Genomic DNA, 26,602 nt, shown 5'->3' on the forward strand with positions numbered 1-26,602 from the left:
GCCCCGAGGGTCGCGAGACCGCGAGGGTCAGGTGCGCGGACCCGGCTCCGGCACGAGGACGAGCCCCTGGTTCGAGTCGGCGCTGACCGCGAGCGCATCGAGCCAGGCGCGGTTGAGTTCGACCGGGACGCTGCCCGCGTACTTGAACCGGAGGGACATCGCCGGGTGCAGCCAGATCGTCGTCCGCCCGTCGCCGGACCGAGGGTCGTCCTTCCACCCGAAGTAGAACGCTTCGCCGCGACGCAACTTCGCACCGATGACCTGCTGCAGATGGGCGAGGACGCGATCGTCGAACGTCACCGACACGTCTGCGTCGTAGATCATCTTGCCCATGGGTTCTCCTGCTCCGCTCTCCGGTCTCCACCGTAGGCCCGGTCCTGTGGGATGCACCACGTTCCCCGAGGGGGTTGCGGACCGGCGTTGCTCGCCGGACCTGACACGCCGAAGCGGCACCGGCGCGATGCCGGTGCCGCTCAGCAGTGGTGCGCGATCGCTCAGACGCTGATCGGGAGCGCCTCCGCGATCGAGGTGCGGTGCAGGACGTCCCAGCGGCTGGTGTAGCTGCGCTCGGGGAGCGATCGCAGCGCCTCGATCAGGTGGGCCGGGAGCAGGTCGCGGCGGGCCTCACGCGTCAGGTCGCTGGGGCGGCAGGGGTACTCCATGCCGCGTAGGAATTCGTCGAGCTCGGTGAACACGAGCATCTCCTCTCTGGGCGCGTCGTGGCACCCGATGTCAGGCGGGCCGGCTGCGTCGACCGGTCGTCAGACCGCCGTGCCCTCCTACGAGTGTCCTTCCCGTTCGATCGTTCAGCGCGCTCTTGCCTTTCCGCGGCCGAGCTGCTATTCGACGAGGCCCGTAGGTCCGGACTAGCGTGTGCCCATGACGAAGCTCCGGGTCCACAATCTCGCCGTCTCGCTCGACGGGTTCGCCACGGGCGAGGGCCAGTCCTTCGAGACCCCCTTCGGCCACGCCGGGCACCGACTCATGCAGTGGTTCTTCCCGACCCGCACCTTCGTGTCCATGAGCGGGCACGAGGACGAAGCGGTCGGCGCGGGGACGCGTGGCGTCGACGACGCGTTCGCAGCGGCCACCGGCGATCGCATCGGCGTCGAGATCATGGGCCGGCGCAAGTTCGGTCCGCAGCTCGGACCCTGGGAGGACGAGAGCTGGCGGGGATGGTGGGGCGAGGAACCGCCGTTCCACACGCCGGTCGTCGTGCTGACCCACCATGAACGCCCGGACCTGGTGGTCGGTGAGACGACGTTCCTCTTCCGCGACCTGCACGCCGTCGACGCGTTGTCGTTCGCGACGTCGCTCGCCGACGGACTCGACGTCCGTCTCGGCGGAGGACCGACGACCGTCCGCCAGTTCCTCGAGGCCGACCTCGTCGACCATCTCCACGTGGTCGTCGTCCCGATCCTGCTCGGTCGTGGGGTGCGGCTCTGGGACGGGCTCGAAGGCCTCGAGGAGCGCTTCACCATCGAGGTGACCGCATCACCGAGTGGCGTCGTGCATCAGGTGTTCGCGCGGAAGCCGCGCTGAGGGTCGATCGAGGCCGGAGACCGGTCCTCAGAGCTCGAGGCGTCGCTCCACGATGTCGCGGGCGACGTCGGCCAGTGCACGACGTCCGCTGCGAGCGTGCCTGCGGATCCGCTCGAAGGCGTCCTCGACCGAGATCGCGGCGGTGTAGGCGACGACGCCCTTCGCCTGCTCGATGACCACTCGCGACTGCAGCGCAGCCTCCAGCTGCTGCCGGGTGGCGTCGCTCTCGCGGAGGGTGCGTTCGTGCAGGATGCCGATGGTCGCGACGTCGGCCATCGCCTGCGCAGCACGTGACTCGAACCGGTCGAGGGCCTCAGGTGTCCTCCGGAACAGATTCAGCGTACCGATCGTGGTGCGCCGCAGCCTCAGCGGGAAGGCATGGGCCGATCGGAACCCCGCTGTCGCGGCCTCTTCGGCGAATCTCGGCCACTCCAAGGCGACCGCGGCGATCTCGGGGATCGAGACCGGCCTCGCCTCATGGAAGCTCTCGATGCAGGGACCCTCGTCCGCGCTCAGCTGGATGAGCTCGACGAGCTTGCCGGACTCGCTCGTCGATGCCACCAGTTCCAGATCGCCGCGCGGGTCCGCGAGGAGGATGCCGGAGGCCTCGACATCGAGGAGGTCGACACTGGCGTCGACCAGGATCTGGAGCAGGTCGACGACGTCGTAGTCGTCCACCAGGGTGTCGGCGAGCGTCGCGAACACGTCGAGCAGGGCGGTCGAGTGGCGGAGCTCGGAACCGGTCCCGTCGTCGCCGCGCGCGCTCATCGCTCGTCTTCGATCGTGTCGTCGCGCAGCACATAGCCCGTGCGACGTTCGAGGATGTCCTCGGCGACGTCCGACATCGAGCGGTTCTGGGCGAAGGCCTGAGCCTGGATGAGCAGGTGGGCGTCGTCGGGTGTGAGGCCGAGTTGCGCGATCACGAACCCGGTCGCCTGATGGATCCGGCGTCGGGCGTGGGGTTTCAGTTGCGCCGTGTCGGGGAGGCTCGCGAGTTCGAGGGTGCGTCGGAGCACGTACCGGCTGAGCGGGCGGGTGAGGGACATCATGTCCTCGACCGCCTGCGTGTCCAGCGTGCGCTCGTCGGTGTCGTACAGCTCGACCGCGCCCACCTGGAGCGGCCCGACGCGGAGTGGGAAGGCGAAGATGGAGCCGACCGCGTGGTCGCGGATCGCCTCGGTGAACGACGGCCAGGAGTCGTAGCCGTTCCGCTTGACGGCCTCCTCGAGCACCGGACGGCCGCTGCCGACGGCGTCCCAGCAGGGGCCTTCGGAGAGGTCGAACTGCAACTCGTCGAGCAACGCGATCTGCTCGTCGCTCGCGGCGATCGTCTCGGGGCTCAGGGTGTCGCCGAGCGTCGCGATCGAGACGCCGCTGAGGGGCATGAGTCGCAGGATCGGCTCCACCAGCTGGTCGTCCTCGTCGACCCGGTCGAGTGCGCTGTACACGATGGCGAAGGTGTCGCTCATGTCCGCAGTCCTTCCGGGTCGAGGGTGGTCTCCGCTCATCGTACGGGCATCATGCCGCGATCGGCGGGTGGTGATCCGTCCTGCCTGGGAAAGCAAGGGGCCGCCCCGGCGGGGTGGATTCGCCTAACGTGGCGTCATGCCTCTGACGACGACAACCCCTCCGCGCCCCTCCGCCCACCGGTCCGCAGCAATCGATCGGTCGGCGCGATGAGCCGCGGGGTCGCCGTCGTCACCGGCGGAACCGCAGGGCTCGGTCGTGCGACCGTCCGTGAACTCGCCGTCCGAGGCTGGGACGTCGCGGTGCTGGCGCGTGGCGAGGACGGACTCGCGGCGACCATCGCGGAAGTCGAGCAGGCCGGCCGTCGTGCTCTCGCGGTGCCGACGGACGTCGCCGACCGGGAGGCCGTCGAACAGGCGGCGGACCGGGTCGAGGCGGAACTCGGACCGATCGAACTGTGGGTGAACTGCGCCATGGTCGGCGTCTTCGGGGACTTCCTCACGACCGAACCGGCCGACTTCGAGCGCGCCGTCGCCGTCAACTTCTTCGGCTTCGTCAACGGCACCCGGGCCGCCCTCTCGCGCATGGTCCCGCGCGACCGCGGGCACGTCATCCAGGTCGGTTCCGCCCTCGCCCACCGCGGCATCCCGCTGCAGGCCGCCTACTGCGGGTCGAAGTTCGGTGCCCGAGGCTTCACGGAGTCGGTCACCGCCGAACTGCTCCACGACCACAGCAACGTCAAGCTCTCGACCGTGGACATGCCCGCGCTCAACACCATCCAGTTCAGCTGGGTGAAGTCGCAGTTGCCCGAGCACCCGCAGCCGGTGCCGCCGATCTACCAACCCGAGGTCGGTGCGACCGCCATCGCCGACGTCGCGGACCGACCGCGGCGACGGACCTGGGTGGGGGAGTCCACCGTCGGCACGATCCTCGGCGACCGCTTCGCCGGCGGATTCCTCGACTGGTTCCTCGCCAGGACCGGGTACTCCGGTCAGCTTGCGCCGGACAAGCACGACCCGCGCATGCCCGACAACGTCTACACGCCCGCTCCCGGTGACCACGGCGCCCGTGGCGTGTTCAGTGACAAGGCCCACTCGTGGAGTCCGCAGACCTGGGCGATCCGCCACCGGCGCGGGGTGTACGCGGCGGCCGCCGGCACCCTCGCAGCGGGTGTCGCCCTGGTGGCCGGCGCGGCGAAGCGGCGCTGAGCACGATGGCGCGGCGCGACGAGTTCGACGCGGTGGTCGTCGGCGCGGGCCCCAACGGGCTCGCGGCCGCGGTGACTCTCGCCCGGGCCGGCCTGCACGTGCAGGTGGTCGAGCGGGGCGACACGATCGGTGGTGGAGCCAGGACCGCTGAGCTGACCCTGCCCGGCTTCCACCACGACATCTGCTCCGCGGTCCACCCGATGGCGCTCGCCTCCGGATTCTTCCGGTCCTTCGGGCTCGAGCGCCGCATCGACCTCGTCGTGCCGGAGATCTCCTACGCCCACCCGCTCGACGGTGGACGGGCCGGTATCGCCTATCGCGACATCGACCGCACCGCCGACGCCCTCGGACGTGACGGCGCGGCCTGGCGCTCGCTCATGGGTCCGCTCGCCGCCGACGCCGACCGTGTGTCGCAGTTCACCGGCGGCAAGCTCCTGCAGGTGCCGCGCCATCCGGTCACGGTCGCGCGCTTCGGCTTGCGTGCCCTCGAGCAGGGCAGCCCGGCATGGAACCTCCGGTTCCGTGAGGAGACCGCTCCGGCGATGCTCAGTGGTGTCGCCGCCCACTCCATCCGGCCGATGCCGAGCCTGTCCACCTCGGCCGCCGCCCTGTCGCTCGGCGCATACGCGCACGCACGCGGCTGGCCCATCCCCGTCGGCGGCAGCCAGGCCATCGTCGACGCACTCGCGGACGACCTGCTGGCCCACGGCGGTGAGATCGTCACCGGAACCGAGGTGCGCTCCATCGACGACCTGCCGTCCGCCCGCGCCGTCCTGTTCGACACGACGCCGAAGGCGCTCGCCGAGATCGCGGGCAGCCGACTACCCGACGCATACCTCCGTCGGCTCTCCCGGTTCCGGTACGGCGACGGCGTGGCCAAGGTCGACTTCGCGCTCTCGGGCCCCGTCCCGTGGACGAACCCGGACCTGGCCCGGGCCGGCACGCTCCACCTCGGCGGGACCCGGCCGGAGATCGCCGCCGCCGAGCGCGACGTCGCCCGTGGTCGGCACAGCGAGTCGCCCTACGTCCTCGTCTCGCAGCCCGACGTCGGCGATCCTGGTCGCGCTCCCGGTGACGCGCAGGTCCTCTGGGCGTACACGCACGTGCCGAGCGGGTCCGGTCTCGACCAGACCGAGGCGATCACCCGGCAGATCGAGCGCTTCGCCCCCGGGTTCCGCGACGTGATCCTGACGTCGGCGTCGATGACCGCCCGCGACATGGCGCGGTACAACCCGAACTACGTGCTCGGCGACATCGCGGCCGGCGCTGCGAGCTTCGCGCAGCTCGTCGCGCGTCCGGTGATCTCGAACGACCCGTGGCGGACGCCGGCGCCGGGGATCTTCCTCTGCTCCTCGTCGACCCCGCCCGGCCCCGGCGTCCACGGCCTGGCCGGGTGGCACGCCGCCCGCAGTGCGCTCCGCTCGGTCTTCGGCCGCGATCGTATGCCGTCGCTCGCGCCCGACCGACCGCGTCCGACCTCCTGACCTCGTCCCTGCTCCATCGAAAGGAACACCACCGTGTCCCACACCACCCGGATCCTCGACTGCCCGCCCGACCGCGTCTTCGCAGTCCTCGCCGACGGCTGGCTCTTCCCGGCGTGGGTGGTCGGCGCGTCCCGCATGCGCGACGTCGGTGACCGGTGGCCGCACGTGGGCGGGAAGCTGCACCACTCCTTCGGGGTCTGGCCAGCCGTGCTGAACGACGAGACGACCGTGCTCCAGTGGGACCCGCCGCACCGGTTCGTCATCCAGCCGAAGGGGTGGCCGCTCGGTGAGGCCCGCGTCGCGGTCGAGGTCGAGCCGCACGAGCGCGGGTGCGTCGTCCACCTGCATGAGCACGCCGTGACGGGCCCCGGTGCACTGATCCCGGTCTGGCTCCTCGACATCGGGCTGCACATCCGCAACATCGAGACCCTGCGACGGCTCGCCCACCTCGCTGAGGGCGGCGCCGGTGGGACGCACCTCGTGGAGGCGGCCGAGCCGACGGCAGACGACCGGAAGAACGCCGAGTTCCCGAAGCGGTCGTTGTTCGCGCGGGTGGCGTCGGTCCTCGTCGTCGCCGTGCCGGTGGTCGCGGTGGCGCGCAAGCTCGCCCGGTGACGGTGTCCGGTCATGCCTGCCACGGGTGACCCGGCCGACGCCCTGCCCGGGGACGGCCGCGACGAGACGCTGAACGAGCGGTCCGACCGCAACTGGTCCGAGGTGCTGCAGGAGTTCCGCGTCCTGCAGACGGGCACCCAGATCCTCGCGGGTTTCCTGCTGACGCTGCCGTTCCAGCCACGGTTCACCGAGCTCAGTGGATTCGACCACGTGCTGTACCTCGTCCTCGTGGTCCTGGCCGTGACGGTGACGCTCCTGGCGCTCGCGCCGGTCATCCTGCACCGGCTGGTCTTCGGGCGACTGGAGAAACCACAGCTGGTGCGGCTGTCCAGCAGGATCCTCATGGTGTGTCTCGGGGCGGCGTCGCTGCTGTTCGCGGGGATCGTCCTGTTCGTCTTCGACTTTGTCGCGTCGCCTGCTGTCGGGCTGTGGGCGGGCGGCGCAGTGGTCGTCGTCATCGGGCTGGTGTGGATCGTCGGCCCGCGCCTGATCCGGGGCGCGCGCGACCGCGTGTCCTGAGGTGATCGACGTGCCCGCGGTGAGCCCCGAGAATGGGACGATGCCCGACACCTGCACCTTCTGCCGCATCCTGCGTGACGAGCCCGACGACGTCACCTGGGTGGAGCGCGAGGACGAGGCGGTCGCCTTCCGGCCGTTGCCCGAGTCGGAGCTCGCGCCCGGCCACACCCTGGTGGTGCCGCGGGCGCACAGCATCGGCCTGCTGGACGCCGACCCGCGAGCGCTGCAGGCGACGACCGCCCTCGCTCAGCGGGTGGGACGCGCGATGCGGGCCGCGCTCGGTGCGACCGGCGTCGTCGTGCTGAGCGCGTCCGGTGCCGACGCCGGGCAGAGCGTCCCGCACCTCCACCTCCACGTCGTCCCGTGCTGGGATGACGACGGGGTCACCTTCTGGCCCGAGGGCCGCTCGAAGCACCGGGTCGACGGCGACCCGCACGAGCTCCTCGCGGAGATGTTCGAGTAGGGCCCAGCCAGCCGCGGTCTCAAGTTCCCATGAACGAGTCGGTGCACCAACTATGGTGATGCTGACCCAGGAGGAACAATGGAGTTTGAAGAGCGTCTGGCCGCGTTGGCCACGAAGGTCCGCAATCAGCGGGCGGCCATCCAGACAGAAGAGGCCACGAAGAACGCATTCGTCATGCCGTTCATTTCGACGATTCTCGGCTACGACGTCTTCAACCCGATGGAGGTCGTGCCCGAGTTCACCGCCGACGTCGGGGTCAAGCGTGGCGAGAAGGTCGACTACGCGATCATGCGCGATGGCGAGGTGCAGATCCTCATCGAATGCAAGAAGTCCACCGAGCCGCTCAAGATCGAGCACGCTTCGCAGCTGTTCCGGTATTTCTCGGTGACGAACGCACGGATCGCGGTGCTCACCAACGGTGAGGTGTACAACTTCTACACCGACCTCGACTCTCCGAACAAGATGGACGATCGACCGTTCCTCGTCCTCGATCTCGCGGACATCGACGAGACGCTTCTGCCTGAGCTGCGAAAGCTGACCAAGGAGGTGTTCGACCTCGATTCGGTCATCAGCGCTGCTGAGGAGTTGAAGTACGTCGGCGCACTCAAGCGTTCGATCGCCGCCCAGTTCCGCGAGCCCGAGGAGGACTTCGTCCGGCTGTTCACCTCTCGTGTGTACGACGGTCGATTCACCCAGGACGCCCGTACACAGTTCACGACGCTCGTCGCGAAAGCGTCGAAGCAGTTCCTGAACGAGCAGGTGAACGATCGGTTGAAGACTGCTCTCGGAGCGTCGTACAGTGCGCCTCTCGGGGCTGAGGCTCCAGCCGAGTCGGTTGCAAGTGCCGGCGTCGCGGAGAGCGATCTCGACCGCGACACGGAGATCGAGACGACGCTCGAAGAACTCGAGGGCTACCAGATCGTGAAGGCGATCGCCTGCAGCGAAGTGAAACCGGAGCGAATCGTCCACCGCGACGCGAAGTCGTATTTCGCGATTCTGCTCGACGACAACAACCGCAAGCCCATCGCCCGTCTCTGGTTCAACGGGAAGAAGCAGAAGTACCTCGGCCTCTTCGATGAGGCGAAGGTCGAGACGAAATATCCGCTGGAGACCCTCGACAGCATCTACGAGCACGCAGAGTACATTCGGGCGAGTGTCCGGAGGCTGTCCGCCTAGATCCTGGGCGGGACGGTGCGGCGGCGAATCACATCCTCGGAGTCGTCGCCTTGAGTTGACCTCAAGACCGATTGAGGTTCTACGGTTGAAGCATGACCATTCCCACCACGCCGTCCTCTGATCCCGATGCCCTCGCCCGCGCCGCGACCGTCGACGGGTTCAAGACGGCGTTCCGTGACCACCCGGCGGGCGTCGCGCTGATCAGTGCCTCGACCGACCGGGGAGACGTCGGGCTGACGGCGTCATCGGTCGCGTCGGTGGCCGTCGACCCGCCGATGCTGTCCTTCTCGGTCACGCGGGCGACGGGGTCCGCGGGCGGACTGTTGAGCGCGGGAACGGTCGTCGTCCACCTCCTGGCCGATCACCACCTGGAGGTCGCCAAGGCGTTCGCGAAGACGGGGGAGCCGCGCTTCACTCCGGAACAGCACTGGGAGCGACTCGCGACCGGCGAGCCCTATCTGCCGAGTGCCCGAGCGGCGCTGCGCTGCCGGATCGTGCAGACGGTCCCGGCCGGCAGCTCGATGCTCGTCATCGCCGAGGTGCTGGAGGTCATCCCGCCCGGCACGGACGCGCCGGCGCTGGTCTACCAGAACCGCAACTTTCACCGCCTGGAGTCCGACCCGCTCGGCTGATCAGGCGAGGAGCGCGATCGGGCCGATGTCCGCGACCGCCTCGATGACCCGCTCGGGGTGCTCGGCGATCCGGTTCAGGACGTAGAGCCACCACTCGGGACCATAGACGAGGTACTCGCGCGTCGCGAACCCGCGGCGGTGGAGGTCGTCGAGCAGTTCGGTGCCGAGTCCCTGGAGCATCTCGAACTCCACGTGCGGCTGCCGGAGGTCGTCGCCGAGCGCACCCTCGAGTGCGGCGACGAGGTTCGCGTCGTGGGTGGCGACGTTGACCCGGTGACCCGACCCCACGAGTCGCGTGACCATGCTGATGTAGGCGGCGGTCATCGGTGCGGAGTCGCGGGGGTGGGCCACCTCGGTCGATTCGAGGAAGGCGCCCTTGACGACGCGGATCGGCCCGGGCCGATCCAACACGCGGTCGAGGTCCGCTGGGGTGCGGTGCAGTCTCGCCTGCAGGGTGACGCCGGTCTCCGGGAACCGGTCGGCGATCTGCTCGTAGAGCGACAGCACCAGGTCCGTGCGGTCGGAACCCTCGGCGGAGATCATGAGCGAGGTGCCGGCGTCCCGGGCCGCCTGTGCGAGCGCCAGGCCGTTGCGCAGGCCGAGCTCGGGGGAGACGACGGAACCGATGTGCGAGAGGTCGAGCGAGATCGTCGCGGTCTGGTCTGATTCGCTGATCCGGCGGGCGAGGTCGATGAACTCCGCGGTCTGTTCGTCGGCGACACGTGCGTCGCGGACGGACTCGCCGACGAGCTCGATGCTGCCGCGGTGTCCACGATCGGTGTTCGCTTCGAGGAGTTCCAGGGCGGAGGCTGCGTCCTCGCCGGCGATGTATCGCAAGGCGGCCCGCTTGGCGACGGCGGCGGCCTCGGGGTGAGCGAGGACCCGTGCTTTGAGGTCCTCGTCGAGGGCCCAGGCCCGCAGGGTGTCGGCGGCGCGCGACAGCGTCTCGTCGTTCATCAGCATGCTTCGACCCTATCCAGTCCTGGGTGGCGGTCCGGACGGCATCGGGGTCTGGGCTGCGTCGTCCGTGCGCGCTACGCTCGCTCACGTGGCGAGCTTCGAGGAGAAACCGATCCTGGACCTCACGCTCGAGGAGTGGGAGGCCTACCTCGCCGGTGCGCCGAGCGACGCGGGCGTGCGGTTGAAGCTGCGGAAGAAGACCTCGAAGGCGTCGGGGATCACCTGGTCGGAGGCGCTCGACGTCGCCCTCTGCTACGGATGGATCGACGGCCAGAGCAAACGGTTCGACGACGACTACACGCTGCAGGCGTTCACACCGCGGCGGAAGAGCAGCCCGTGGTCGCAGATCAATCGGGAGCACGTCGCCCGTCTCATCGAGGAGGGGCGGATGCGTCCCGGCGGGCTCGCGGAGATCGAGCGCGCCAAAGCGGACGGGCGGTGGGACGTGGCGTACCGGCAGAAGGACGCCGTCGCACCGGATGATCTCCAGGCGGCCCTCGATGCGAATCCTGATGCGGCGGCCTTCTTCGCGACGCTCGGCCGCACCGACCGCTTCCGCGTCTTCTTCCGCCTGAGCAACATCAAGACGCCCGCGATCAGGGCCGCGCGCATCGCCGACGTGGTCGAGAAGGCCGCCCGTGGCGAGCAGCACTACCGCTGATGGTGGGCGGATTGGCGCGGATGGCGGTCTCACCGGGGACCGTGTGGCCGGTCGTCCACGAGGAGCGTCGGCGGCTCGTCGCGGACCTGTCGATGCTGGGCGATGAGCAGTGGGGGACGCCGTCGCTCTGCGCCGGATGGGACGTGCATGACGTCGTGGCCCATCTCGTCGACTCGGCGAAGACGACGCGGCTGGGATTCGCCCGACGCCTCCTCGCGGCACGGTTCGACTTCGACCTCGACAACGCACGCGGGATCGAGCGGGAGCGGAGGGACGACCCGCAGGAGACGCTCCGCGCGCTGGCCGACGCCACCGAGCTGACATGCACCCCGCCGGCGAACCTCGCGACCAGGCTCGTCGAGGCCATCGTGCACGGCGAGGACGTCCGTCGGCCGCTCGGCATCAGCGCGGACTACCCGACAGCCGCGGTCCTCGTGGCATTGGAGTACCAGCTCCGGACCGGCGTCTCGATGGGCGGTGGCAAGGAACGCGCCCAGGCGGTCCGGCTTGTCGCCGAGGACGCCGGGGCGAGCTGGGGTGCGGGCGACGAGGTCCGGGGCTCGGCGCTCGACCTGTTGCTCACAGTGTCAGGGCGACCGACCGGGCTGGCGTTGCCTGGGCGGTGAGGAAGAAGCTGGAAGTCACTTGCGTGCACCTTCCCCGTTGACCGACGTGCCTGGGCTCGGCTGCCCTTCGACAGGCTCAGAACGGTGCTGTGTCCGGCTCTGTCCGATGGTGTTTCCCGTCGGGTGTCGTCCAGTCGAGTACACCGCCGGGTCCGTGGTCGAGGTTCCACCCGGGGAGATGCTTCATCCGGTGGTGATGTCGGCAGAGGCAGGCGAGATTGCCGACATCTGTTGTGCCGCCGTCCTGCCAGGCGACCGAATGATCGAGGTCGCAGGCTCTGGCGCGTCGACCGCAACCGGGCGCCCGACAGGTGCCGTCCCGGAGGCGGACCGCGCGTTGCAGGTCGGCCGGAACGCGGTATTGATTCCGCCCGACGGAAAGGACTGCGCCGGTTTCCGGCTGGACGAGGATCCGGGTGAAGCTTGGGGCGTTCACTGCTATACGGGCGGCGGTCTCGGGGTCGATCGGACCGTAGCCGTCGAGCATGCCGGGTGCGTCGGATACTCCGGCCATGGTGAGCGCCGGGACGGTGATCTGTACGGTCGGCTTGATGTGCTCCTGGACCTCGATCGGGTGCGGGAGCACCGGGCTCGACATGACGGCTTCCGGAGTCACACCGGTGAGCGCGAGCGCCGCTAGCGCGTCGGCCTGCAGTTGTGCGCAGGTGCGAGTGTCACCCGCATTGCGCGACTCCGCTGCCGCGGCCTCGACGCGCTCCGCGATGCCCTGCGCGATGGGCGCCGTGGTGAACAGGTGCACCCACGCCATGCCGTCGGCCGCGGGCTCGAACTCGACCCGGCGGTCGGCCTCCGACCGCCGGGCGCGTGCGGTGATGGACTCGGGGTGGAGCCGTTCGCGCAGGACGCGGGCGCGTCTCCGCAGGTTCGCGTTGGTGGACTCTTCCGCAACCGGCAGGACCTCAGCTAGGAACACCGCCCGCCCTGCTGTCGGCACGTCACTGAGTTGGTCGACGATCGTCTGCGCGTGCCGGGCCGAGATGCGCCCGGCCTCGAGCGACTCGAGCACTGCTGGGGCTTCGTTGACGAGGCGTTCCGCGTAGTCCGTCGCCCGCTGGACCGTCTGCTCAGGCGTTCGGGTCGCCATGGCGAGGGCCGCGCAGGTGGAGCGGCGGGAGAGCGCCAGGCGCTCGGCCGGCGGGAATGCGGCCGGAACGACCGAGTCTGCGAACGCGTCGGCATAGGCGGCGGAACGGGCGAGCAGACGCGCTTTCCGTGCGTCCAGGACGGCTTGCTGCCGGTGGATCTCCGCCCACTCGTCCGAGAACTCCGCGAGCTGCGCGGCGTATTCGTCGCCTGCGCGGATCGCAGCGGAGGTGGTCTCGGACATGGGACAAGTTCACCATGGACCACTGACATTCCAGATGCCGAGTTGCGCCGGTTGTGGAAGTTGCTCGTGTGCCCTTCGACAAGCTCAGGGACCGGGAGAAGATCACCGGAGCAGGAGGTTCCTCGTGTGCCCTTCGACAGGCTCAGGGACCGGAAGGGGTCTGCCGGATTGGCGAGGTTTCCTCGTGGGCCCTTCGACAGGCTCAGGGAACGGGGGAAGGGCGCCCGATTCTCGGGTCCGTGTTCCCTTCTGCAGGGTCAGGGACCGGAGGAGGGCACTCGACGAGCGACCGGACGGGGTCAGACGGCCCGGGCGAGCAGGTCCGCGACGCGCTTCGCGACGGCGTCGTTCCACGCGGTGACCCCGAACGCGGTCGGCCACAGGTCGCCGTCGTCGAGCTTCGCGGAGTCGTTGAATCCGATGGTCGCGTAGCGCGCCTTGAACTTCGCCGCCGCCTGGAAGAACACGACCGCCTTACCGTCGGCACCGACGTAGGCGGGCATGCCGTACCAGGTCTTGGCCGCGAGGCCGGAGTCGCCGCCCATGATCAGTTCGTGCAACGGCTCGGCGATCGCACGGTCCGCGTCCTCCATGTCGGCGATCGCGTCGACGACGGCCTGCAGCGCCTCCTCGCGACTCGCGGCCGCCTTCAGCTCCTTGGCGCGCTCCTTCATCGCCACGCGTTCCTCGGCGCTGAATCCGCTCTTCGTGCTCGACTGCTTCTCGGCCATGTCGGCGTCCTTCCGTTCGGGGCTGTGGTCCGCCTCTCACGGTAGCCCTGAGAGCCCCACGGCGCTTCTCGAATCCTGCTCAGCCCAGTGAGTCGCCCAGAAGTGCTCGAAACGAGGCCGAAAACGGACCGATCCGGGCGACTCAGCCGTCCAGCGCGCCCGGTCCGAGCACCGACTCCACGATGACCCGGATCGCGTACTCGCTCGTCTCGGCGAGGTCGACGTCCGCAGGGTCGATGAGCCACTGGACCTGCAGGCCGTCCATGACCGCCAGGATCGACGCCGCCGCACGGTGGATCGTCTCGGGCGCATCCACGCCCCGCTCGGCGCACACCACCTCGAACGCCTCCGCGATCTCACGCCGCAGGGTCCGGTAGCGGTCGTCGAAGTAGTGCCTGGCCGGGTGGTCCTCGGTCACCGACTCAGCCGACAGGACGACGAACGCCTGCACGATCCCGGCGCGCTGCGCGTTCGCGGCTGCGGTGCGGATCAGGTGCTTGAACAGGTCGATACCGCCGGGGATGTGCTGGTCGTCGAGGTCCTGGACGTCCGTCGCGTCGCGATAGCTGAGCACCTCGAGGAGCAGCTGGTCCTTCGACCCGAAGTGGTGCAGGATGCCCGCCGGCGTCATGTCGACGAGCTCGGCGATGTCGATGAGGGTGCCGTTCGCGTACCCCTTGGCGCCGAAGACGTCCAGCGCGGAGCGGACGACCTCTGCTCGCCTCGCCACGGTCGCCGGGCGTGGCTGGGCCGGTCGTTTCGCCGTGTTCTGTCGTTTCACCGTGCTCATGGTGTCCGTTCCGCGGGGGCCTCGATGCGCCCGACACTACCGCGCTTGCTAACTTACTGAATGGTCAGTAAGTTATCACCGAATCCCGACTTGCGCCGCACTGCCGCAGCGCACACCCAAGAGGAGAAAGCGATGAAGCTGAGAACCCCACTGCTGGCCGCGTTCGCGGCCACAGCCCTGCTGCTCACCGGATGCACCGGTGGCGGCGGGTCGAGCGACGGCCCCGAGAGCGGCGCCGCCCTGACGATCGCGAAGCCGGACGGCTCGATCGCCACGGAGTCCAACAACCCCTACGTCGGCGACTCGTCCGCGATGAAGCTCGGTTACATCAACGCGATCCTGGAGCCGCTCGCGATCGTCAACCTCGTCGACCCGAGTGCCGAGGTGAAGCCCTGGCTCGCGTCCGAGATCGCCTGGTCCGACGACTACACCTCCGTCGCCCTGACCGCCCGCGAGGGCGTCACCTGGAACGACGGCGAGGCGTTCAGCGCCGACGACATCGCGTTCACCTTCCAGCAGTTCATCGACCACCCCGAACTCGACAACTCGGCCCTCGGCCTCACCACGGTCGCGACCGAGGGCGACACCGTCACCCTGTCGTTCACGAACCCGATGTTCGTGAAGCAGGACAAGGTGCTCCTCAAGCAGATCGTCCCGAAGCACGTGTGGGAGTCCGTCGACGACCCCGCCACCTTCGAGAACCCCGAGCCCGTCGGCACCGGTCCGTACACGCTCACGAGCTTCAGCACCGAGAGCGTCGAGCTCTCCGCCCGCGACGACTACTGGGGTGAGCAGCCTGCCGTGCCGACGCTCTACTACGTGTCGTACAACGACAACACGGCCCTCACCACCGCGCTCGCGAACGGTGACGCCGACTGGGCGCAGGCCTTCATCCCGAACGTGCAGTCCGCGTACCTCGACAAGGACAAGGAGCACAACGTCTACTGGGCGGCCGCCGGTCTCGCCGTCGACGCGATGTTCGTGAACACGCAGACGAAGCCGTTCAACGACCCGGCGTTCCGCCAGGCGGTGAACCTCGTCATCGACCGCGAGCAGCACCAGCAGATCGCCCGTGAGGGCGGCGTCCCCGAGCTCAGCTCGGTGACCGGCCTCCCGACCCCGGCGGGCGACGCGTTCATCGCCCCCGAGTTCGAGGGCGAGGACTACACCGTCGACGCGAAGGCCGCCAAGCAGGTCCTGACCGACGCCGGCTACACCTGGGAGGACGACGTCCTCACCGACCCGTCCGGCGAGGCCGTCACCTTCACGCTGTCGGTGCCACAGGGCTGGAACGACTACGTGACCGGCATCAGCCTCATCGCCGACTCGGTCAAGACGCTGGGCGTCACCGCCACGGTCGACACCCCCGACCAGGACACCTGGTGGGCGGCGAAGTCGGACGGCGACTTCCAGGCCATCCTGCACTGGACCGACACCGGCGCGACGCCGTACGACCTGTACTCCGACATCATGGACGGCCGCTGGCTCGTCGCCGAGGGTGAGGCGGCCGACTTCAACTTCGGTCGGTACGACAGCCCGGAGGCCACCGCGGCGCTCGCCGCCTACGCCAACGCGACGGACGACGCGACGCGGGCAGCCGCCCTCGAGACCGTCCAGAAGCTGTTCGTCTCGGACGTCCCGGCGATGCCGATCGGCACGCGTCCGTTCATCGGCTCGTACAACACGCGGAACTACACCGGATGGCCGAGCGAGGACGACCCCTACGCGCCCGCCGACCCGACGCAGCCGACCGCGGTCTACATCCTCACGCAGCTCAAGGCCGCGAAGTAGACACGGGCTCCACACCGACGGGCGGGGTGCTCATCCGCCCCGCCCGTCACCTCCGGCATGCGCAACGGCATGCACCGCGATCAGCACAGAACGGACTCATGCAGTGACCAACGACGACCTGCTGACGGTGTCCTCCTTCAGCGTCACCTACGACGTGGAGCCTCCCGTCGAAGCCGTGCGCGACGTCTCGCTCACCCTCCGCCGCGGCGAGATCCTCGGCCTGGCCGGCGAGTCCGGCTGCGGCAAGACCACCCTCGCCTACGGCCTGCAACGGCTCCTCAAACCACCGGCGGTCATCACGGGTGGGACCGCCGTCTTCCACGACGAGTCCGGCGAGGACATCGACCTCGGCAGGCTGGGTGAGGAGGAGATGCGCGCGTTCCGCTGGGACAAGGCCTCCATGGTGTTCCAGGGTGCGATGAACGCCCTCAACCCGGTCACCTCGATCGGGCGGCAGCTCGACGACGTCTTCACCACGCACCGCCGGGGCATGTCACGCGCCGAACGCCGCGAGGAGGCGGGCAAGCTGCTCGACATCGTCGGGGTCGGCCGCGACCGCCTGAAGTCCTACCCGCACGAGCTCTCCGGCGGCATGCGCCAGCGCGTCATGATCGCGATGGCGCTCGCCCTGAAGCCGCAGCTGATGATCATGGACGAGCCGACCACCGCGCTCGACGTGCTCGTGCAGCGCGAGATCCTCCAACAGATCTCCGAGCTCCGCACCGAGTTCGGCTTCTCGGTCATCTTCATCACCCACGACCTCCCGCTGCTCCTCGAGATCTCCGACCGCATCGCCGTCATGCGTGCCGGCCGGCTCGTCGAGATCGACACGGCGGAACGCATCTACCGACAGGCGAAGGACCCGTACACGCGGAAGCTGCTCGCGTCCTTCCCGAGCCTCACCGGCGAGCGCGGCGACTTCGTCCGCGGGACCGGTGCCGCCACGTCGGCCACCCAGGCAGGAGTGACCGCATGACCACCCTCGAGTTCTCGCACGTCTCGAAGCGCTACCGGGTCCGTGGTTCCGGCCACATGCTCGCGCTCGACGACGTCAGCTTCACCCTGCGGTCCGGCCAGACGCTCGCCCTCGTCGGTCAGTCCGGCAGTGGCAAGTCGACCATCGCGAAGATCGTCACCCAGTTGGAACGGGCGACGAGCGGCGACATCCTGCTCGACGGCAAGCCCATCCCGCGTCGTGGTCGTGCACTCCGCCGCTACCGCCAGCAGGTCCGCATGGTCTTCCAGGACCCGTTCGCCTCGCTGAACCCGTCGCACACGATCCGCCACCACCTGGAGCGACCGCTGCGCCTCGACCACGTCGTGCCAGAGGCCGAGGTCGAGGACGAGGTGCACCGCCTCCTCGATCGCGTGCAGCTCGACCCGGCCGGCACGATCGACCGCCGGCCCCACGAACTGTCCGGCGGTCAGCGCCAGCGGGTCGCCATCGCGCGTGCGCTCGCGTCGCGTCCGTCCCTCCTCATCGCCGACGAGCCCGTCTCGATGCTCGACGTCTCCATCCGGCTGGGTGTCCTCAACCTCCTGGCCGAGCTGCAGCGCGAGTCGCAACTCGGCGTGCTCTACATCACGCACGACCTCGCGACCGCGCGGCACTTCAGCGACGAGATCATGGTCCTGCACCACGGCGAGGTGGTCGAGCGGGGCCCGGCCGACGACGTCATCCTCCGCCCGCAGCACCCCTACACGCTCGCCCTCCGCAACGCGTCGCCCGACCCCGACCGACACTTCGCGGGAACGGAGACCATCGCATGACCTTCTTCCTCCGTCGCGCCGCCTTCTACGCGTTCACCGCCTGGGCCGCGATCACGATCAACTTCTTCCTGCCACGGATGCTCAAGGGCGACCCGGTCTCGGCGTACATCGCGAAGAACCAGGGCCGCATCAGCCCGGAGGCCGCGGACTCGCTGCGCACCCTGTTCGGACTCGACGCCGACAAGTCGATGCTCGAGCAGTACCTCGACTACTGGCGGTTGCTCTTCTCGGGCGACCTCGGACGGTCCTTCTCGAAGGGCCTCGCGCCCGTCACCGACGTGATCGCCGCCGCCCTGCCGTGGACCGTTGGTCTCGTCGGAATCGCGACGATCCTGTCGTTCGTCCTCGGCACGTCCATCGGCGCCCTCATCGGATGGCGACGCGGCAGCAAAGCGGACTTCATCGTCCCGCTGTCCACCTTCTTCTCGACGGTGCCGTACTTCTGGATGGGCCTCATCGCGATCGCGGTGTTCTCCACCCTGCTCGGCTGGTTCCCCGCCTCCCATGCGTACGGCAAGGGGTCGAGGCCCGAGTTCTCGCTCGACTTCTTCGGGCAGGTGATCGCGCACGGCTTCCTCCCGGCGGCGACGATCGTGCTCGCCTCGCTCGGCGGCTGGATCCTCGGCATGCGCAACATGATGGTCACCGTCCTCGACGAGGACTACGTGACCGTCGCGCAGGCGAAGGGGCTGCCGACCCGCCGGGTGCTCGTCGACTACGCCGCACGCAACGCGATGCTGCCGCAGCTGTCGAGCTTCGCCCTGTCGCTCGGCTTCATCGTCGGCGGCACGATCGTCATGGAGATGGTCTTCTCCTATCCGGGCGTCGGCAAGCTCCTGCTCGACGCCACGACGGCGAAGGACTACCCGCTCATGCAGGGGCTCTTCCTCGTCATCACGCTCACCGTCCTCGTCGCGAACATCCTGGCCGACGTCGCCTACGCGGTGCTCGACCCCCGCACCCGCCAGATGGAGTCCTGACATGACCATCCCCACCACCGAGGCCCTCGCCACCGCCGAGGCGCCCAAGCCGACGCCCACGGGCCGCTCGGTCGCCGCCCGCATCGCATCGTCGTTCGCGATGTTCCGGAACGGCAAGTCGATCGCGGGGCTCTGCATCCTCGGGTTCTTCGTCCTCGTCGCGGTCTTCGGCGACCTCATCGCGCCGTACGGCCCGCTCGAGAAGGACTTCACCGCGCTGCGCCAGGCACCGTCCGCCGCGCACCTGCTCGGCACGACGCACATGGGCGAGGACGTCCTGAGCCAGCTCATCTACGGCACCCGGGGCGTGCTCCTCGTCGGCTTCCTCGCGGGGATCTTCGCGACGATCATCGCCGTCGCCATCGGGGTCACCGCCGGGTACGTCTCGGGGTTCACGAGCGAGTCGCTGTCCGCACTGACGAACGTCTTCCTCGTCATCCCGGGGCTCCCGCTCATGATCATCGTGGCGTCCCAGTACGACAACCCGAGCCTGTTCCTCATCGCCGGTGTCCTCGCGCTCACCGGGTGGGCGTGGGGCGGCCGGGTGCTCCGTGCGCAGACGATGTCGCTGCGGAACCGCGACTTCATCCAGGCGGCGAAGGCGAACGGGGAGTCCCTCTTCCGGATCATCACCGTCGAGATGCTGCCGAACCTCACCGCCATCATCGCCTCGAGCTTCGTCGGCACGGTTACCGCCGCAGTGCTCGGGCTCACCACGCTCGCGTTCATCGGCGTCATCCCCATCACGAACCTCAACTGGGGCACCATCCTGTTCTGGGCCCAGCAGAACGGCGCCTTCCCCGACTTCTGGTGGTGGTACGTGCCCGCCGGTGTCTGCATCGCCCTGCTCGGCGTCGCGCTGTCGCTCATCAACTTCGGGATCGACGAGTACGTGAACCCGAGGCTCCGCTCGGCGGGTGAACGCGCCAGGGCCCTCCGCAAGCGCGGCATCAAGCCCGGGGCGAGCGTCACCGCCGTCCGCACCGAGACGACCGGCCCGGCCACGATCACCGACACGACCCACACCGAACGCGCTGGAGCGACCGAACGATGAAGACCGACACCACCCGTCACCTCGACGCGGCCCGCTACCTCGACGCCACGCTGCCCATCGCGGCCCGTGTCGACGACCTCGTCGAGCGGATGACCGTCCGCGAGAAGGTCGGGCAGATGATGCAGCTCGACGCGCGCGACGACATCGAGGCGCACGTCCTCGAGACGCACGTCGGCTCGATCCTGCACGCGTCGCCGGAGCGTCTCGCGGTCGCCCATGAACTCGTCGGGCGCACGCGACTGCAGATCCCGCTGATCGTGGGGGAGGACTGCATCCACGGTCACTCCTTCCACCTCGGCGCGACGATCTTCCCCACGCAACTGGCGATGGCCGCGAGCTGGGACGCAGGACTGCTCGAGCGGGTCGCCAGGGCCACTGCCGTCGAGGTCGCCGCGACGGGTGTCCACTGGACGTTCTCGCCCGTGCTCTGCATCGCCCGCGACCTGCGCTGGGGACGCGTCGGTGAGACCTTCGGTGAGGACCCGTTCCTCATCGGCGAGCTCGCGTCCGCGATGGTGCGCGGCTACCAGGGCGACGGCCTGTCCGACCCGACCGCCATCCTCGCGACGGCCAAGCACTTCGCCGGGTACTCCGAGACGCAGGGTGGGCGCGACGCGAGCGAGGCCGACATCTCCCCGCGCAAACTGCGGTCGTGGTTCCTCCCGCCGTTCGAGCGGGTCGCCCGCGAGGGCTGCGCCAGCTTCATGCTCGGCTACCAGTCCATCGACGGCGTGCCGATCACGGTCAACGAGTGGCTGCTCAACGACGTCCTGCGCGGTGAATGGGGGTACGAGGGGACGCTCATCACCGACTGGGACAACGTGGGCCGCATGGTGTGGGAGCAGCACGTCAGCCCGGACTACGTGCACGCCTCCGCCGCGGCGATCCGTGCCGGGAACGACATGGTGATGACCACGCCCGGCTTCTTCGAGGGTGCCCTGGAGGCGCTCGAGCGCGGGCTACTCGAGGAGGCCGATCTGGATCGGGCCGTGCGACGCATCCTCACCCTCAAGTTCGCGCTCGGCCTGTTCGAGCACCCGCGGCACCCGGACGCCGCGGAGCAGCTCGCCGTGATCGGTTCGCCGGAGCACACCGAGCTCAACCTCGAGACTGCGCGTCGCTCGCTCGTCCTGCTCCGCAACGACGGCGTGCTGCCGCTCGCCGGCGGCTACCGCGGGGACGAGGCCGGCAGGGCGATCGCGACGCCCGAGGCCGGGCCGCAGCGCATCGCCGTCGTGGGTCCGCTCGCGGACGACGCGCAGATGCAGCTCGGCGATTGGGCGGGCAACTCCGGCCAGGCCGGTTGGTTGCCCGACGGCCAGCCGCGCGAGATGATCACCACCGTCGTCGACGGCCTGCGTGCGGTCGCACCCGCCGGGAGCACGGTCACGACCGCGTTCGGAGCCGACATCCTCACGCTCTCGCCCGATCCAGCGGGCGCGACCTTCCCCGACGGCCAGCCGCGCCCACCGCTCGTCACACCGGCGGAACCCGACGATGCGCTCATCGCGGAAGCCGTCGCGCTGGCCGAGGACGCCGACGTGGTCGTCGCCGTCGTGGGCGACCGCATCGAGCTCGTGGGGGAGGGCCGCTCCACCGCGACGCTCGAACTCATCGGCGGACAGGTGGCACTGCTCGACGCTCTGGCAGCCACCGGGAAGCCGCTCGTCGTGGTCCTTCTCGCCTCGAAGCCGCTCGTCCTGCCGCCGTCCGCGCTGTACGCCGACGCGATCGTGTGGGCGGCGAGTCCCGGCATGCAGGGCGGCCGCGCGATCGCGGAACTCCTGCTCGGTCTCATCGAGCCGACCGGTCGCCTGCCGATCTCCTTCGCCCGGCACGCCGGCCAGCAGCCGACGTACTACAACCAGATCCGCGGACAGCACGGCGACCGCTACGCCGACCTCACGCAGGAGCCTGCGTTCGCCTTCGGCGACGGCCTGTCCTACACGAGCGTCGAGTACGGCGAGCCACGCCTCGACCAGGCCGTCTACGGACGTGGCGACACCCTCCGCGCCGTGGTCGAGGTGCGCAACAGCGGTTCACGCCCGGTCCTCGAGACGGTGCAGGTGTACGTCAGCGACCTCGTCACCTCGGTGAGCTGGGCCGACCAGGAGCTGAAGACGTTCCGTCAGGTCGCCGTCGAACCCGGCGAGACGGCGACGGTCACGATCGACCTGCCCGTCGCCGACTGCTCGATCGTCGACGCCAGAGGGCGAAGGGTCGTCGAAACCGGGGAGTTCGAGCTGCGGGTGGGCGGCTCGTCACGGGCCGATGCACTGCACGCGGTCCGATTCACGATCGCCGACTGAGCCGTCGGCAGCCGGGACCCTCACGGGGCCGCACGAAGTCCCTCCTGTTTCGTGCGGCACCCGTGAGTGGTCCCGAGGACTACGCCAGTTCGTCCGCGTCAGCGCGGACGGTGACCTCGCCGCCGTTGGCGCCGTGCATGAGGTCCTCGAGCAACGGGCGGTCCATCTCGAACGTCTCGTCCGAATCGAAGCTGAACTGCAGCGGGATCGACGGGTGCAGCCAGAGCGTGACGCGGCCGCGTTCCGTGGAGGTGTCGCGCAGGGTCACCGAGAACGACTCGTTCCGGCGGAGCTTCATCAGGGTGATGGTCTTGACGTGGGCCAGCATCCGGTCCTCGAGGTGGAACCGGTTCTCGCCCGTTCCGTATACGATCGCGCCCATATGCTGTGCCCTTCTCTGGACCTCCGACAATCGACACGGCGAGATGCGCCGGTGTCGAGCGGCCAGCCTGGAGACCCACTTCAACGTCCGCCGAACAAGTGTAGGAAACTTGAAATCGTCGCTCTGAACTGTTGATTTCCGAGTGTCGGCTGCGCTATGCGCGTGCGACCGCTGGGCCGGTCAGGACAGCAGGTCGGGGTCCTGTCCCTGGGGGAGTGCCGAGGACGGCGTGTCCTGGGAAGGACCGTCCGGCGTACCCATCGCGATGCCGATCCCGGGGCCGATGAGGAGGTTGATGGGCTCCAGCTGGCCCTCACCGCGGTCGACCTGCAGCCAACGGAACTGTCCGGCGGCGATGCTGTCGAGCACCTCGGCGCGGAACTCGTCCGGGTCAGAGACGGCGATCGAGTACGGCAGTCCCTGGTAGACGATCTCCATACGGCTCATGCGACTTGTCCTGTCCGGCTCGGAGCGGGCTCCGCGATGACCGAGAGGCCGTGAGCGGAGTTCGCCGTGACGTTGAGCGCGTCGATCCACGCGCGGTTGAGGTCGATCGGGACGCTGCCCGAGTACTTGAATCGCAGCGGCACCGAGGGGTGGATCCAGATGACACTGCGTCCGTCGCCTGCGCGAGGGTCGTCCTTCCAACCGAAGTAGAAGGCCTCGTTCCGGCGGAGCTTCGCACCGATCACGAACTGCAGGTGCGCAAGCAGCCGGTCCTCGAAGGTGATCGAGACCTCAGAACCGTAGATCAGTTTTCCCATGGCGGGCCATGCTCTCCTCGTTGTGCGTCACGCGGTGTCTATCGCGGTGTCGCTTCACCCTAAGACTCCCGGCTCCGAAAACCCAGCTGACGGCCGCGCGGGCGCGAATGGGACGCTTCGGCGGTGATGTCAAGGGCCCCGGGATCGACAGGTGGGGTGCGTAACCTGCCGTGCAGGAGGTGCCAACCATGGCAACAGCAGAGAAGACCAGCAAGACCGAGAGCACGACCCGATCGGCTCCCGGAGGATCCGGGCCGAAGCCCACCCGTCGGCAGAACGCCGAGAAGGGCTTCGTCGCGTCGAAGGAACTCGACGCGAACATGCAGGCCGTCCTCGTCGACCTCATCGAGCTGTCGATCCAGGGCAAGCAGGCGCACTGGAACGTCGTCGGACGCAACTTCCGCGACACGCACCTGCAGCTCGACGAGATCATCGACGCCGCGCGCGAGTTCAGCGACACCGTCGCGGAGCGCATGCGGGCCCTGCACGCTGTGCCGGACGGCCGCAGCGACATCGTGGCCGAGACCACGACGCTGCCCGAGTACCCGCAGGGCGAGATCGACACCTCGGAGACGATCGACCTGATCACCGTCCGACTCGAAGCGGTCGTCGGCACGATGCGTCGCGTCCACGACGAGGTCGACGAGGAGGACCCGACGAGCGCGGACATCCTCCACGCGATCATCCAGCAGCTGGAGCAGTTCGCGTGGATGATCAGCGCGGAGAACCGGACGGCCACCCGCAGTCGTTGACCTGGGGCGGCGTCCGACGGCGAATCGTCGTCGGACGCCGCCACCCGTCGGGGTCGGATGTCGGTTCGACGACTACTTGTCGTCGGCGCCGCCACCCGACGCCGTGTCTTCGCCGTCGTTCGGCTCGGAACCGTCGGAGCCCGACCCGTCGGGGATCTCTTCCGCGTCGGGACGTGAGGATGATGCAGATGCGTTCGTCATGTTCGCTTCCTTCCTGGTGGTACTCGTCGTCACCGTCGGAGACGACTGGCCCCACGCTACGGCTCCAAGTCGGTGGCAGGCTGGGGGTTGACGACTCGAACAGGCGGGAACAGCATGACGGCGGTGATGAGTGGCGGTGACGCACCCGGGCGGCGGACGCCGACGGGGAGCATCCGTACCCCACGACAGCGCTTCACGGCCTGGGTGACGCCCGCCCTCCGCCCATGGCGGCTCATGCTCGCTCTGAAGGTCGCCATCGCCGCCACCGCGGCCTGGTTCATCGGCAGGCTGCTCCCGGGGGAGCTCGGGGACTTCTCCTACTACGCACCCCTCGGCGCGCTCGTGAGTCTCACCCCGTCGCTGATGGACTCGGTGCGGTCCAGCGTGCAGACCCTCGTCGGTCTGGGCGTCGGCATCGGCCTGGCGTGGACGCTCATCGTGTCGCCCGCACCGGGGTGGGTGTCGGTGGGCCTGTCGGTGGGGCTCGGAACCGTGCTCGCCGGTCTGCCGGGTCTCGGTCAGGGACGCGACTACGTGCCGATCGCCGCGCTCTTCGTGATCATCATCGGCGGGGCGGACGCGAACGAGTTCTCGCTCGGGTACCTCGTGCAGATGGCCCTCGGTGTCGCCGTCGGGCTGCTCGTCAACCTGCTCATCGTCCCCCCGCTGTTCGTCCGGGAGTCGGCCGCCGGGATCGCCGCGGCGCGTGCGCGCATGGTCGACGCCCTCCGCAGCATGTCCACGACGGTCGCATCGGAGACCGAACCGGCAGCCGATGATCCCCCCGCCTGGGATCCGTCGGTGACCGCACTACGTCACGACATCGACGCGGCCCGCCGACTCGTCCGCGATGCGGCGGAGAGTCGACGGGTGAACCCCCGGACGCGCTGGACGAAGTACGACTTCCGCGGCGATGAAGGGGCGTTGACGGCACTCGAACGCATCGCGCCGGCGGTCGTGGACCTCGGTGACGCGCTGCGAGCCGCGCTGTGGGGGATCCCCGTCCCCGTCCGGCTCCCGGTTTCGGTCCGATCCACGCTCGCCGACGCCCTGCAGGCCGCCGCCGACCTGGTCGACGCCGCCATCGACGACGAGCGACTGCCCGAGGCCCTCGAGACCTCTGACCGGGCGCTCGTCGCCCTGCGGCGGGCGGTCAGGACGGCCCATGCGGAGGCGGTGAACCGTGCGTCGTCCGCTGGCGAGTCGACCGAGGATCCTGCCGACGACCCGGGCGGCGAGAACCTGCTCTTCGCCCTGCGGCGCGTCCATGCCGAGATCGAGGGCTCCAAGCGGACCGACCAGGCCGAGTGAGCGCCCGATCCGCCAATGGGACGCCCCGCGCCAGGCGGGACGTCCCATTGATCCGTTCCGGCGTCAGAGGATCGGCTTGCCGCCGGTCACCGCGATGACGGCGCCCGAGATGTAGCTCCCCTCGTCCGAGGCGAGCAGCACGTAGGGCGGAGCGACCTCGGCGGGCTGGCCCGGACGGCCGAGCGGGGTGTCCGTCCCGAACGACTCGACCGTCTCAGACGGCATCGTCGACGGGATGAGGGGTGTCCAGATCGGACCGGGCGCGACCGCGTTCACGCGGATCCCGTCGCCGCCGAGCATCTGCGCGAGCGAGGCGGTCATACTCGCGAGACCCGCCTTCGTCATGGCATAGGGCATGAGCTGCGGCGACGGCGAGTCGGCCTGCACCGAGCTCGTCGCGATGATCGACGAGCCCGGAGCCATGTGTGGGACGGCCGCCTTGCTCAGGTGGAAGAACGCGCTCAGGTTCGTGGCGAGCGTGTGGTCCCACTCCTCGTCGGGGATGTCGGCGAGGCTCTCGCGGGTCATCTGGTAGGCGGCGTTGCTCACGAGGATGTCGACCTTGCCGAACCGCTCGACCGTCGCGCGCACGATCTCGCGGCAGTGCTCGGGGCTCGTGAGGTCTCCACCGATGCTGAGGGCGGTCCGGCCCGCCTCCTCGACCCAGCGGACCGTGTCGGCTGCGTCCTCGTCCTCGTCGAGGTAGCTGACGACGACGTCCGCTCCTTCGCGCGCGTAGGCGATCGCGACGGCCTTGCCGATGCCGCTGTCGCCGCCGGTGATGATGGCGACCTTGCCCTCGAGCTTGCCCGAGCCCCGGTAGCCGGTCTCGCCGTGGTCGGCCTGCGGGGTGAGTTCGCCCTCGGTCCCGGGCGGCTGCTGCTGCTGAGCGGGCTGGTTCATGGTGTTCCTCCCTGTGCTGCTGTGGATCCGTGCTGCTGCGGTTGCGGTGCTCCAACCCAAGCCGATCCGAGCGACCCGCCTCCAGGGGTTGACGCCCGCTCGGCACGAGGGGTCCCGCGCTAGCAGCCGCGTGGCGGGGCCGCCAGCCCCGGCGATTCGGAGG

General features: G+C 69.3%; 31 protein-coding genes. 18 read left to right on the top strand and 13 right to left on the bottom strand.

Translation table 11 applies throughout. The features are described 5' to 3' along the window. Positions 1-27: 27 nt before the first annotated feature. Together QRN19_RS00210 and QRN19_RS00215 are read right to left on the bottom strand one after the other, a co-directional pair. Positions 28-333 carry a DUF7882 family protein gene (locus QRN19_RS00210; protein WP_137242495.1) on the bottom strand — a complete coding sequence of 102 codons (306 nt, stop codon included), beginning with the start codon at positions 331-333 and terminating at the stop codon, positions 28-30. 161 nt (positions 334-494) lie between these two features. Beyond that, positions 495-695, bottom strand: a complete 201-nt coding sequence (locus tag QRN19_RS00215) for a DUF2795 domain-containing protein (protein ID WP_285024523.1) — start codon at positions 693-695, stop codon at positions 495-497. Between the two features lie 184 nt (positions 696-879). On the opposite strand from QRN19_RS00215, the gene QRN19_RS00220 reads away from it, so the two are divergent. Then, complete coding sequence (locus tag QRN19_RS00220) at positions 880-1,542, top strand: dihydrofolate reductase family protein (protein WP_285024524.1); 663 nt, start codon at positions 880-882, stop codon at positions 1,540-1,542. 27 nt (positions 1,543-1,569) lie between these two features. Here QRN19_RS00220 and QRN19_RS00225 read toward each other — a convergent pair whose 3' ends face one another. Together QRN19_RS00225 and QRN19_RS00230 are read right to left on the bottom strand one after the other, a co-directional pair. Further along, a complete protein-coding gene (locus QRN19_RS00225; RefSeq protein ID WP_285024525.1) occupies positions 1,570-2,310 on the bottom strand; it encodes a GAF and ANTAR domain-containing protein in 741 nt (246 codons plus the stop codon). Beyond that, positions 2,307-3,011 (bottom strand): GAF and ANTAR domain-containing protein, encoded by a 705-nt coding sequence (locus tag QRN19_RS00230; protein ID WP_285024526.1) that lies wholly within the window; start codon positions 3,009-3,011, stop codon positions 2,307-2,309. The genes QRN19_RS00225 and QRN19_RS00230 overlap by 4 nt, the downstream gene beginning before the upstream one ends. A 207-nt stretch (positions 3,012-3,218) precedes the next feature. Between QRN19_RS00230 and QRN19_RS00235 the strand changes: the two genes are divergently transcribed. The 7 genes from QRN19_RS00235 to QRN19_RS00265 all read left to right on the top strand — a co-directional run bounded on the left by QRN19_RS00235 (position 3,219) and on the right by QRN19_RS00265 (position 9,106). Then, positions 3,219-4,217, top strand: coding sequence for an SDR family oxidoreductase (locus tag QRN19_RS00235; RefSeq protein WP_285024527.1), 999 nt, complete (start codon positions 3,219-3,221; stop codon positions 4,215-4,217). Positions 4,218-4,222: 5 nt separating this feature from the next. Then, on the top strand, positions 4,223-5,701 hold the full coding sequence (locus QRN19_RS00240; RefSeq protein WP_285024528.1) for a phytoene desaturase family protein: 1,479 nt from the start codon (positions 4,223-4,225) through the stop codon (positions 5,699-5,701). Between the two features lie 33 nt (positions 5,702-5,734). Then, positions 5,735-6,316 carry an SRPBCC family protein gene (locus tag QRN19_RS00245; RefSeq protein ID WP_285024529.1) on the top strand — a complete coding sequence of 194 codons (582 nt, stop codon included), beginning with the start codon at positions 5,735-5,737 and terminating at the stop codon, positions 6,314-6,316. A gap of 12 nt (positions 6,317-6,328) precedes the next feature. Then, positions 6,329-6,835 carry a DUF6328 family protein gene (locus QRN19_RS00250; RefSeq protein WP_285024530.1) on the top strand — a complete coding sequence of 169 codons (507 nt, stop codon included), beginning with the start codon at positions 6,329-6,331 and terminating at the stop codon, positions 6,833-6,835. A 40-nt stretch (positions 6,836-6,875) separates the two neighbouring features. Further along, a complete protein-coding gene (locus QRN19_RS00255; RefSeq protein ID WP_285024531.1) occupies positions 6,876-7,298 on the top strand; it encodes an HIT domain-containing protein in 423 nt (140 codons plus the stop codon). Positions 7,299-7,376: 78 nt separating this feature from the next. Beyond that, a complete protein-coding gene (locus tag QRN19_RS00260; RefSeq protein ID WP_274499242.1) occupies positions 7,377-8,474 on the top strand; it encodes a type I restriction endonuclease in 1,098 nt (365 codons plus the stop codon). A gap of 92 nt (positions 8,475-8,566) precedes the next feature. After that, positions 8,567-9,106, top strand: a complete 540-nt coding sequence (locus QRN19_RS00265) for a flavin reductase family protein (protein WP_285024532.1) — start codon at positions 8,567-8,569, stop codon at positions 9,104-9,106. On the opposite strand, the gene QRN19_RS00270 is transcribed toward QRN19_RS00265, so the two are convergent. After that, complete coding sequence (locus QRN19_RS00270) at positions 9,107-10,069, bottom strand: proline dehydrogenase family protein (RefSeq protein WP_285024533.1); 963 nt, start codon at positions 10,067-10,069, stop codon at positions 9,107-9,109. It abuts the gene before it with no gap. 85 nt (positions 10,070-10,154) lie between these two features. On the opposite strand from QRN19_RS00270, the gene QRN19_RS00275 reads away from it, so the two are divergent. Both QRN19_RS00275 and QRN19_RS00280 read left to right on the top strand, forming a co-directional pair. After that, complete coding sequence (locus QRN19_RS00275; RefSeq protein WP_285024534.1) at positions 10,155-10,727, top strand: YdeI/OmpD-associated family protein; 573 nt, start codon at positions 10,155-10,157, stop codon at positions 10,725-10,727. Positions 10,728-10,747: 20 nt separating this feature from the next. Then, complete coding sequence (locus QRN19_RS00280) at positions 10,748-11,353, top strand: maleylpyruvate isomerase family mycothiol-dependent enzyme (protein WP_285024535.1); 606 nt, start codon at positions 10,748-10,750, stop codon at positions 11,351-11,353. Positions 11,354-11,429: 76 nt separating this feature from the next. Here QRN19_RS00280 and QRN19_RS00285 read toward each other — a convergent pair whose 3' ends face one another. The 3 genes from QRN19_RS00285 to QRN19_RS00295 all read right to left on the bottom strand — a co-directional run bounded on the left by QRN19_RS00285 (position 11,430) and on the right by QRN19_RS00295 (position 14,222). Next, positions 11,430-12,701, bottom strand: coding sequence for an HNH endonuclease signature motif containing protein (locus QRN19_RS00285; RefSeq protein WP_285024536.1), 1,272 nt, complete (start codon positions 12,699-12,701; stop codon positions 11,430-11,432). Positions 12,702-13,000: 299 nt separating this feature from the next. Beyond that, positions 13,001-13,432 carry a hypothetical protein gene (locus QRN19_RS00290; RefSeq protein ID WP_285024538.1) on the bottom strand — a complete coding sequence of 144 codons (432 nt, stop codon included), beginning with the start codon at positions 13,430-13,432 and terminating at the stop codon, positions 13,001-13,003. Between the two features lie 142 nt (positions 13,433-13,574). Beyond that, positions 13,575-14,222: a TetR/AcrR family transcriptional regulator gene (locus QRN19_RS00295; protein WP_079704852.1), complete on the bottom strand. Its 648-nt coding sequence runs from the start codon at positions 14,220-14,222 to the stop codon at positions 13,575-13,577. Positions 14,223-14,354: 132 nt separating this feature from the next. On the opposite strand from QRN19_RS00295, the gene QRN19_RS00300 reads away from it, so the two are divergent. From QRN19_RS00300 to QRN19_RS00325, 6 genes are all read left to right on the top strand, one after another. Continuing rightward, positions 14,355-16,013 carry an ABC transporter substrate-binding protein gene (locus tag QRN19_RS00300; RefSeq protein ID WP_285024540.1) on the top strand — a complete coding sequence of 553 codons (1,659 nt, stop codon included), beginning with the start codon at positions 14,355-14,357 and terminating at the stop codon, positions 16,011-16,013. 103 nt (positions 16,014-16,116) lie between these two features. After that, positions 16,117-16,989, top strand: coding sequence for an ABC transporter ATP-binding protein (locus tag QRN19_RS00305; RefSeq protein WP_138946183.1), 873 nt, complete (start codon positions 16,117-16,119; stop codon positions 16,987-16,989). Continuing rightward, complete coding sequence (locus QRN19_RS00310) at positions 16,986-17,783, top strand: ABC transporter ATP-binding protein (protein ID WP_285024541.1); 798 nt, start codon at positions 16,986-16,988, stop codon at positions 17,781-17,783. The genes QRN19_RS00305 and QRN19_RS00310 overlap by 4 nt, the downstream gene beginning before the upstream one ends. Continuing rightward, positions 17,780-18,763, top strand: a complete 984-nt coding sequence (locus QRN19_RS00315) for an ABC transporter permease (RefSeq protein ID WP_079704856.1) — start codon at positions 17,780-17,782, stop codon at positions 18,761-18,763. The genes QRN19_RS00310 and QRN19_RS00315 overlap by 4 nt, the downstream gene beginning before the upstream one ends. A 1-nt stretch (position 18,764) precedes the next feature. Continuing rightward, positions 18,765-19,817 carry an ABC transporter permease gene (locus QRN19_RS00320; protein ID WP_285024542.1) on the top strand — a complete coding sequence of 351 codons (1,053 nt, stop codon included), beginning with the start codon at positions 18,765-18,767 and terminating at the stop codon, positions 19,815-19,817. Beyond that, positions 19,814-22,126: an exo-beta-d-1,3/1,6-glucosidase gene (locus QRN19_RS00325; RefSeq protein WP_285024543.1), complete on the top strand. Its 2,313-nt coding sequence runs from the start codon at positions 19,814-19,816 to the stop codon at positions 22,124-22,126. The genes QRN19_RS00320 and QRN19_RS00325 overlap by 4 nt, the downstream gene beginning before the upstream one ends. 79 nt (positions 22,127-22,205) lie before the next feature. Here QRN19_RS00325 and QRN19_RS00330 read toward each other — a convergent pair whose 3' ends face one another. The 3 genes from QRN19_RS00330 to QRN19_RS00340 all read right to left on the bottom strand — a co-directional run bounded on the left by QRN19_RS00330 (position 22,206) and on the right by QRN19_RS00340 (position 23,272). Next, positions 22,206-22,508, bottom strand: coding sequence for a DUF7882 family protein (locus QRN19_RS00330; protein ID WP_085512050.1), 303 nt, complete (start codon positions 22,506-22,508; stop codon positions 22,206-22,208). A 180-nt stretch (positions 22,509-22,688) separates the two neighbouring features. Further along, positions 22,689-22,955, bottom strand: coding sequence for a hypothetical protein (locus tag QRN19_RS00335; protein ID WP_285024544.1), 267 nt, complete (start codon positions 22,953-22,955; stop codon positions 22,689-22,691). After that, positions 22,952-23,272 carry a DUF7882 family protein gene (locus QRN19_RS00340; protein ID WP_064297077.1) on the bottom strand — a complete coding sequence of 107 codons (321 nt, stop codon included), beginning with the start codon at positions 23,270-23,272 and terminating at the stop codon, positions 22,952-22,954. The genes QRN19_RS00335 and QRN19_RS00340 overlap by 4 nt, the downstream gene beginning before the upstream one ends. Before the next feature lie 188 nt (positions 23,273-23,460). On the opposite strand from QRN19_RS00340, the gene QRN19_RS00345 reads away from it, so the two are divergent. Continuing rightward, complete coding sequence (locus QRN19_RS00345) at positions 23,461-24,024, top strand: Dps family protein (RefSeq protein ID WP_285024546.1); 564 nt, start codon at positions 23,461-23,463, stop codon at positions 24,022-24,024. Positions 24,025-24,096: 72 nt separating this feature from the next. Here QRN19_RS00345 and QRN19_RS00350 read toward each other — a convergent pair whose 3' ends face one another. Beyond that, positions 24,097-24,225 (bottom strand): hypothetical protein, encoded by a 129-nt coding sequence (locus QRN19_RS00350; RefSeq protein ID WP_255467562.1) that lies wholly within the window; start codon positions 24,223-24,225, stop codon positions 24,097-24,099. A 114-nt stretch (positions 24,226-24,339) separates the two neighbouring features. Between QRN19_RS00350 and QRN19_RS00355 the strand changes: the two genes are divergently transcribed. Beyond that, positions 24,340-25,536, top strand: a complete 1,197-nt coding sequence (locus tag QRN19_RS00355; RefSeq protein ID WP_285024547.1) for an FUSC family protein — start codon at positions 24,340-24,342, stop codon at positions 25,534-25,536. A 63-nt stretch (positions 25,537-25,599) separates the two neighbouring features. Here QRN19_RS00355 and QRN19_RS00360 read toward each other — a convergent pair whose 3' ends face one another. Beyond that, positions 25,600-26,439 carry an SDR family oxidoreductase gene (locus tag QRN19_RS00360; protein WP_285024549.1) on the bottom strand — a complete coding sequence of 280 codons (840 nt, stop codon included), beginning with the start codon at positions 26,437-26,439 and terminating at the stop codon, positions 25,600-25,602. Positions 26,440-26,602: the final 163 nt, after the last annotated feature.

Origin of the sequence: Plantibacter sp. ME-Dv--P-122b, from assembly GCF_030209375.1 — a bacterium.
In the GTDB taxonomy this organism is placed as follows: domain Bacteria; phylum Actinomycetota; class Actinomycetes; order Actinomycetales; family Microbacteriaceae; genus Plantibacter.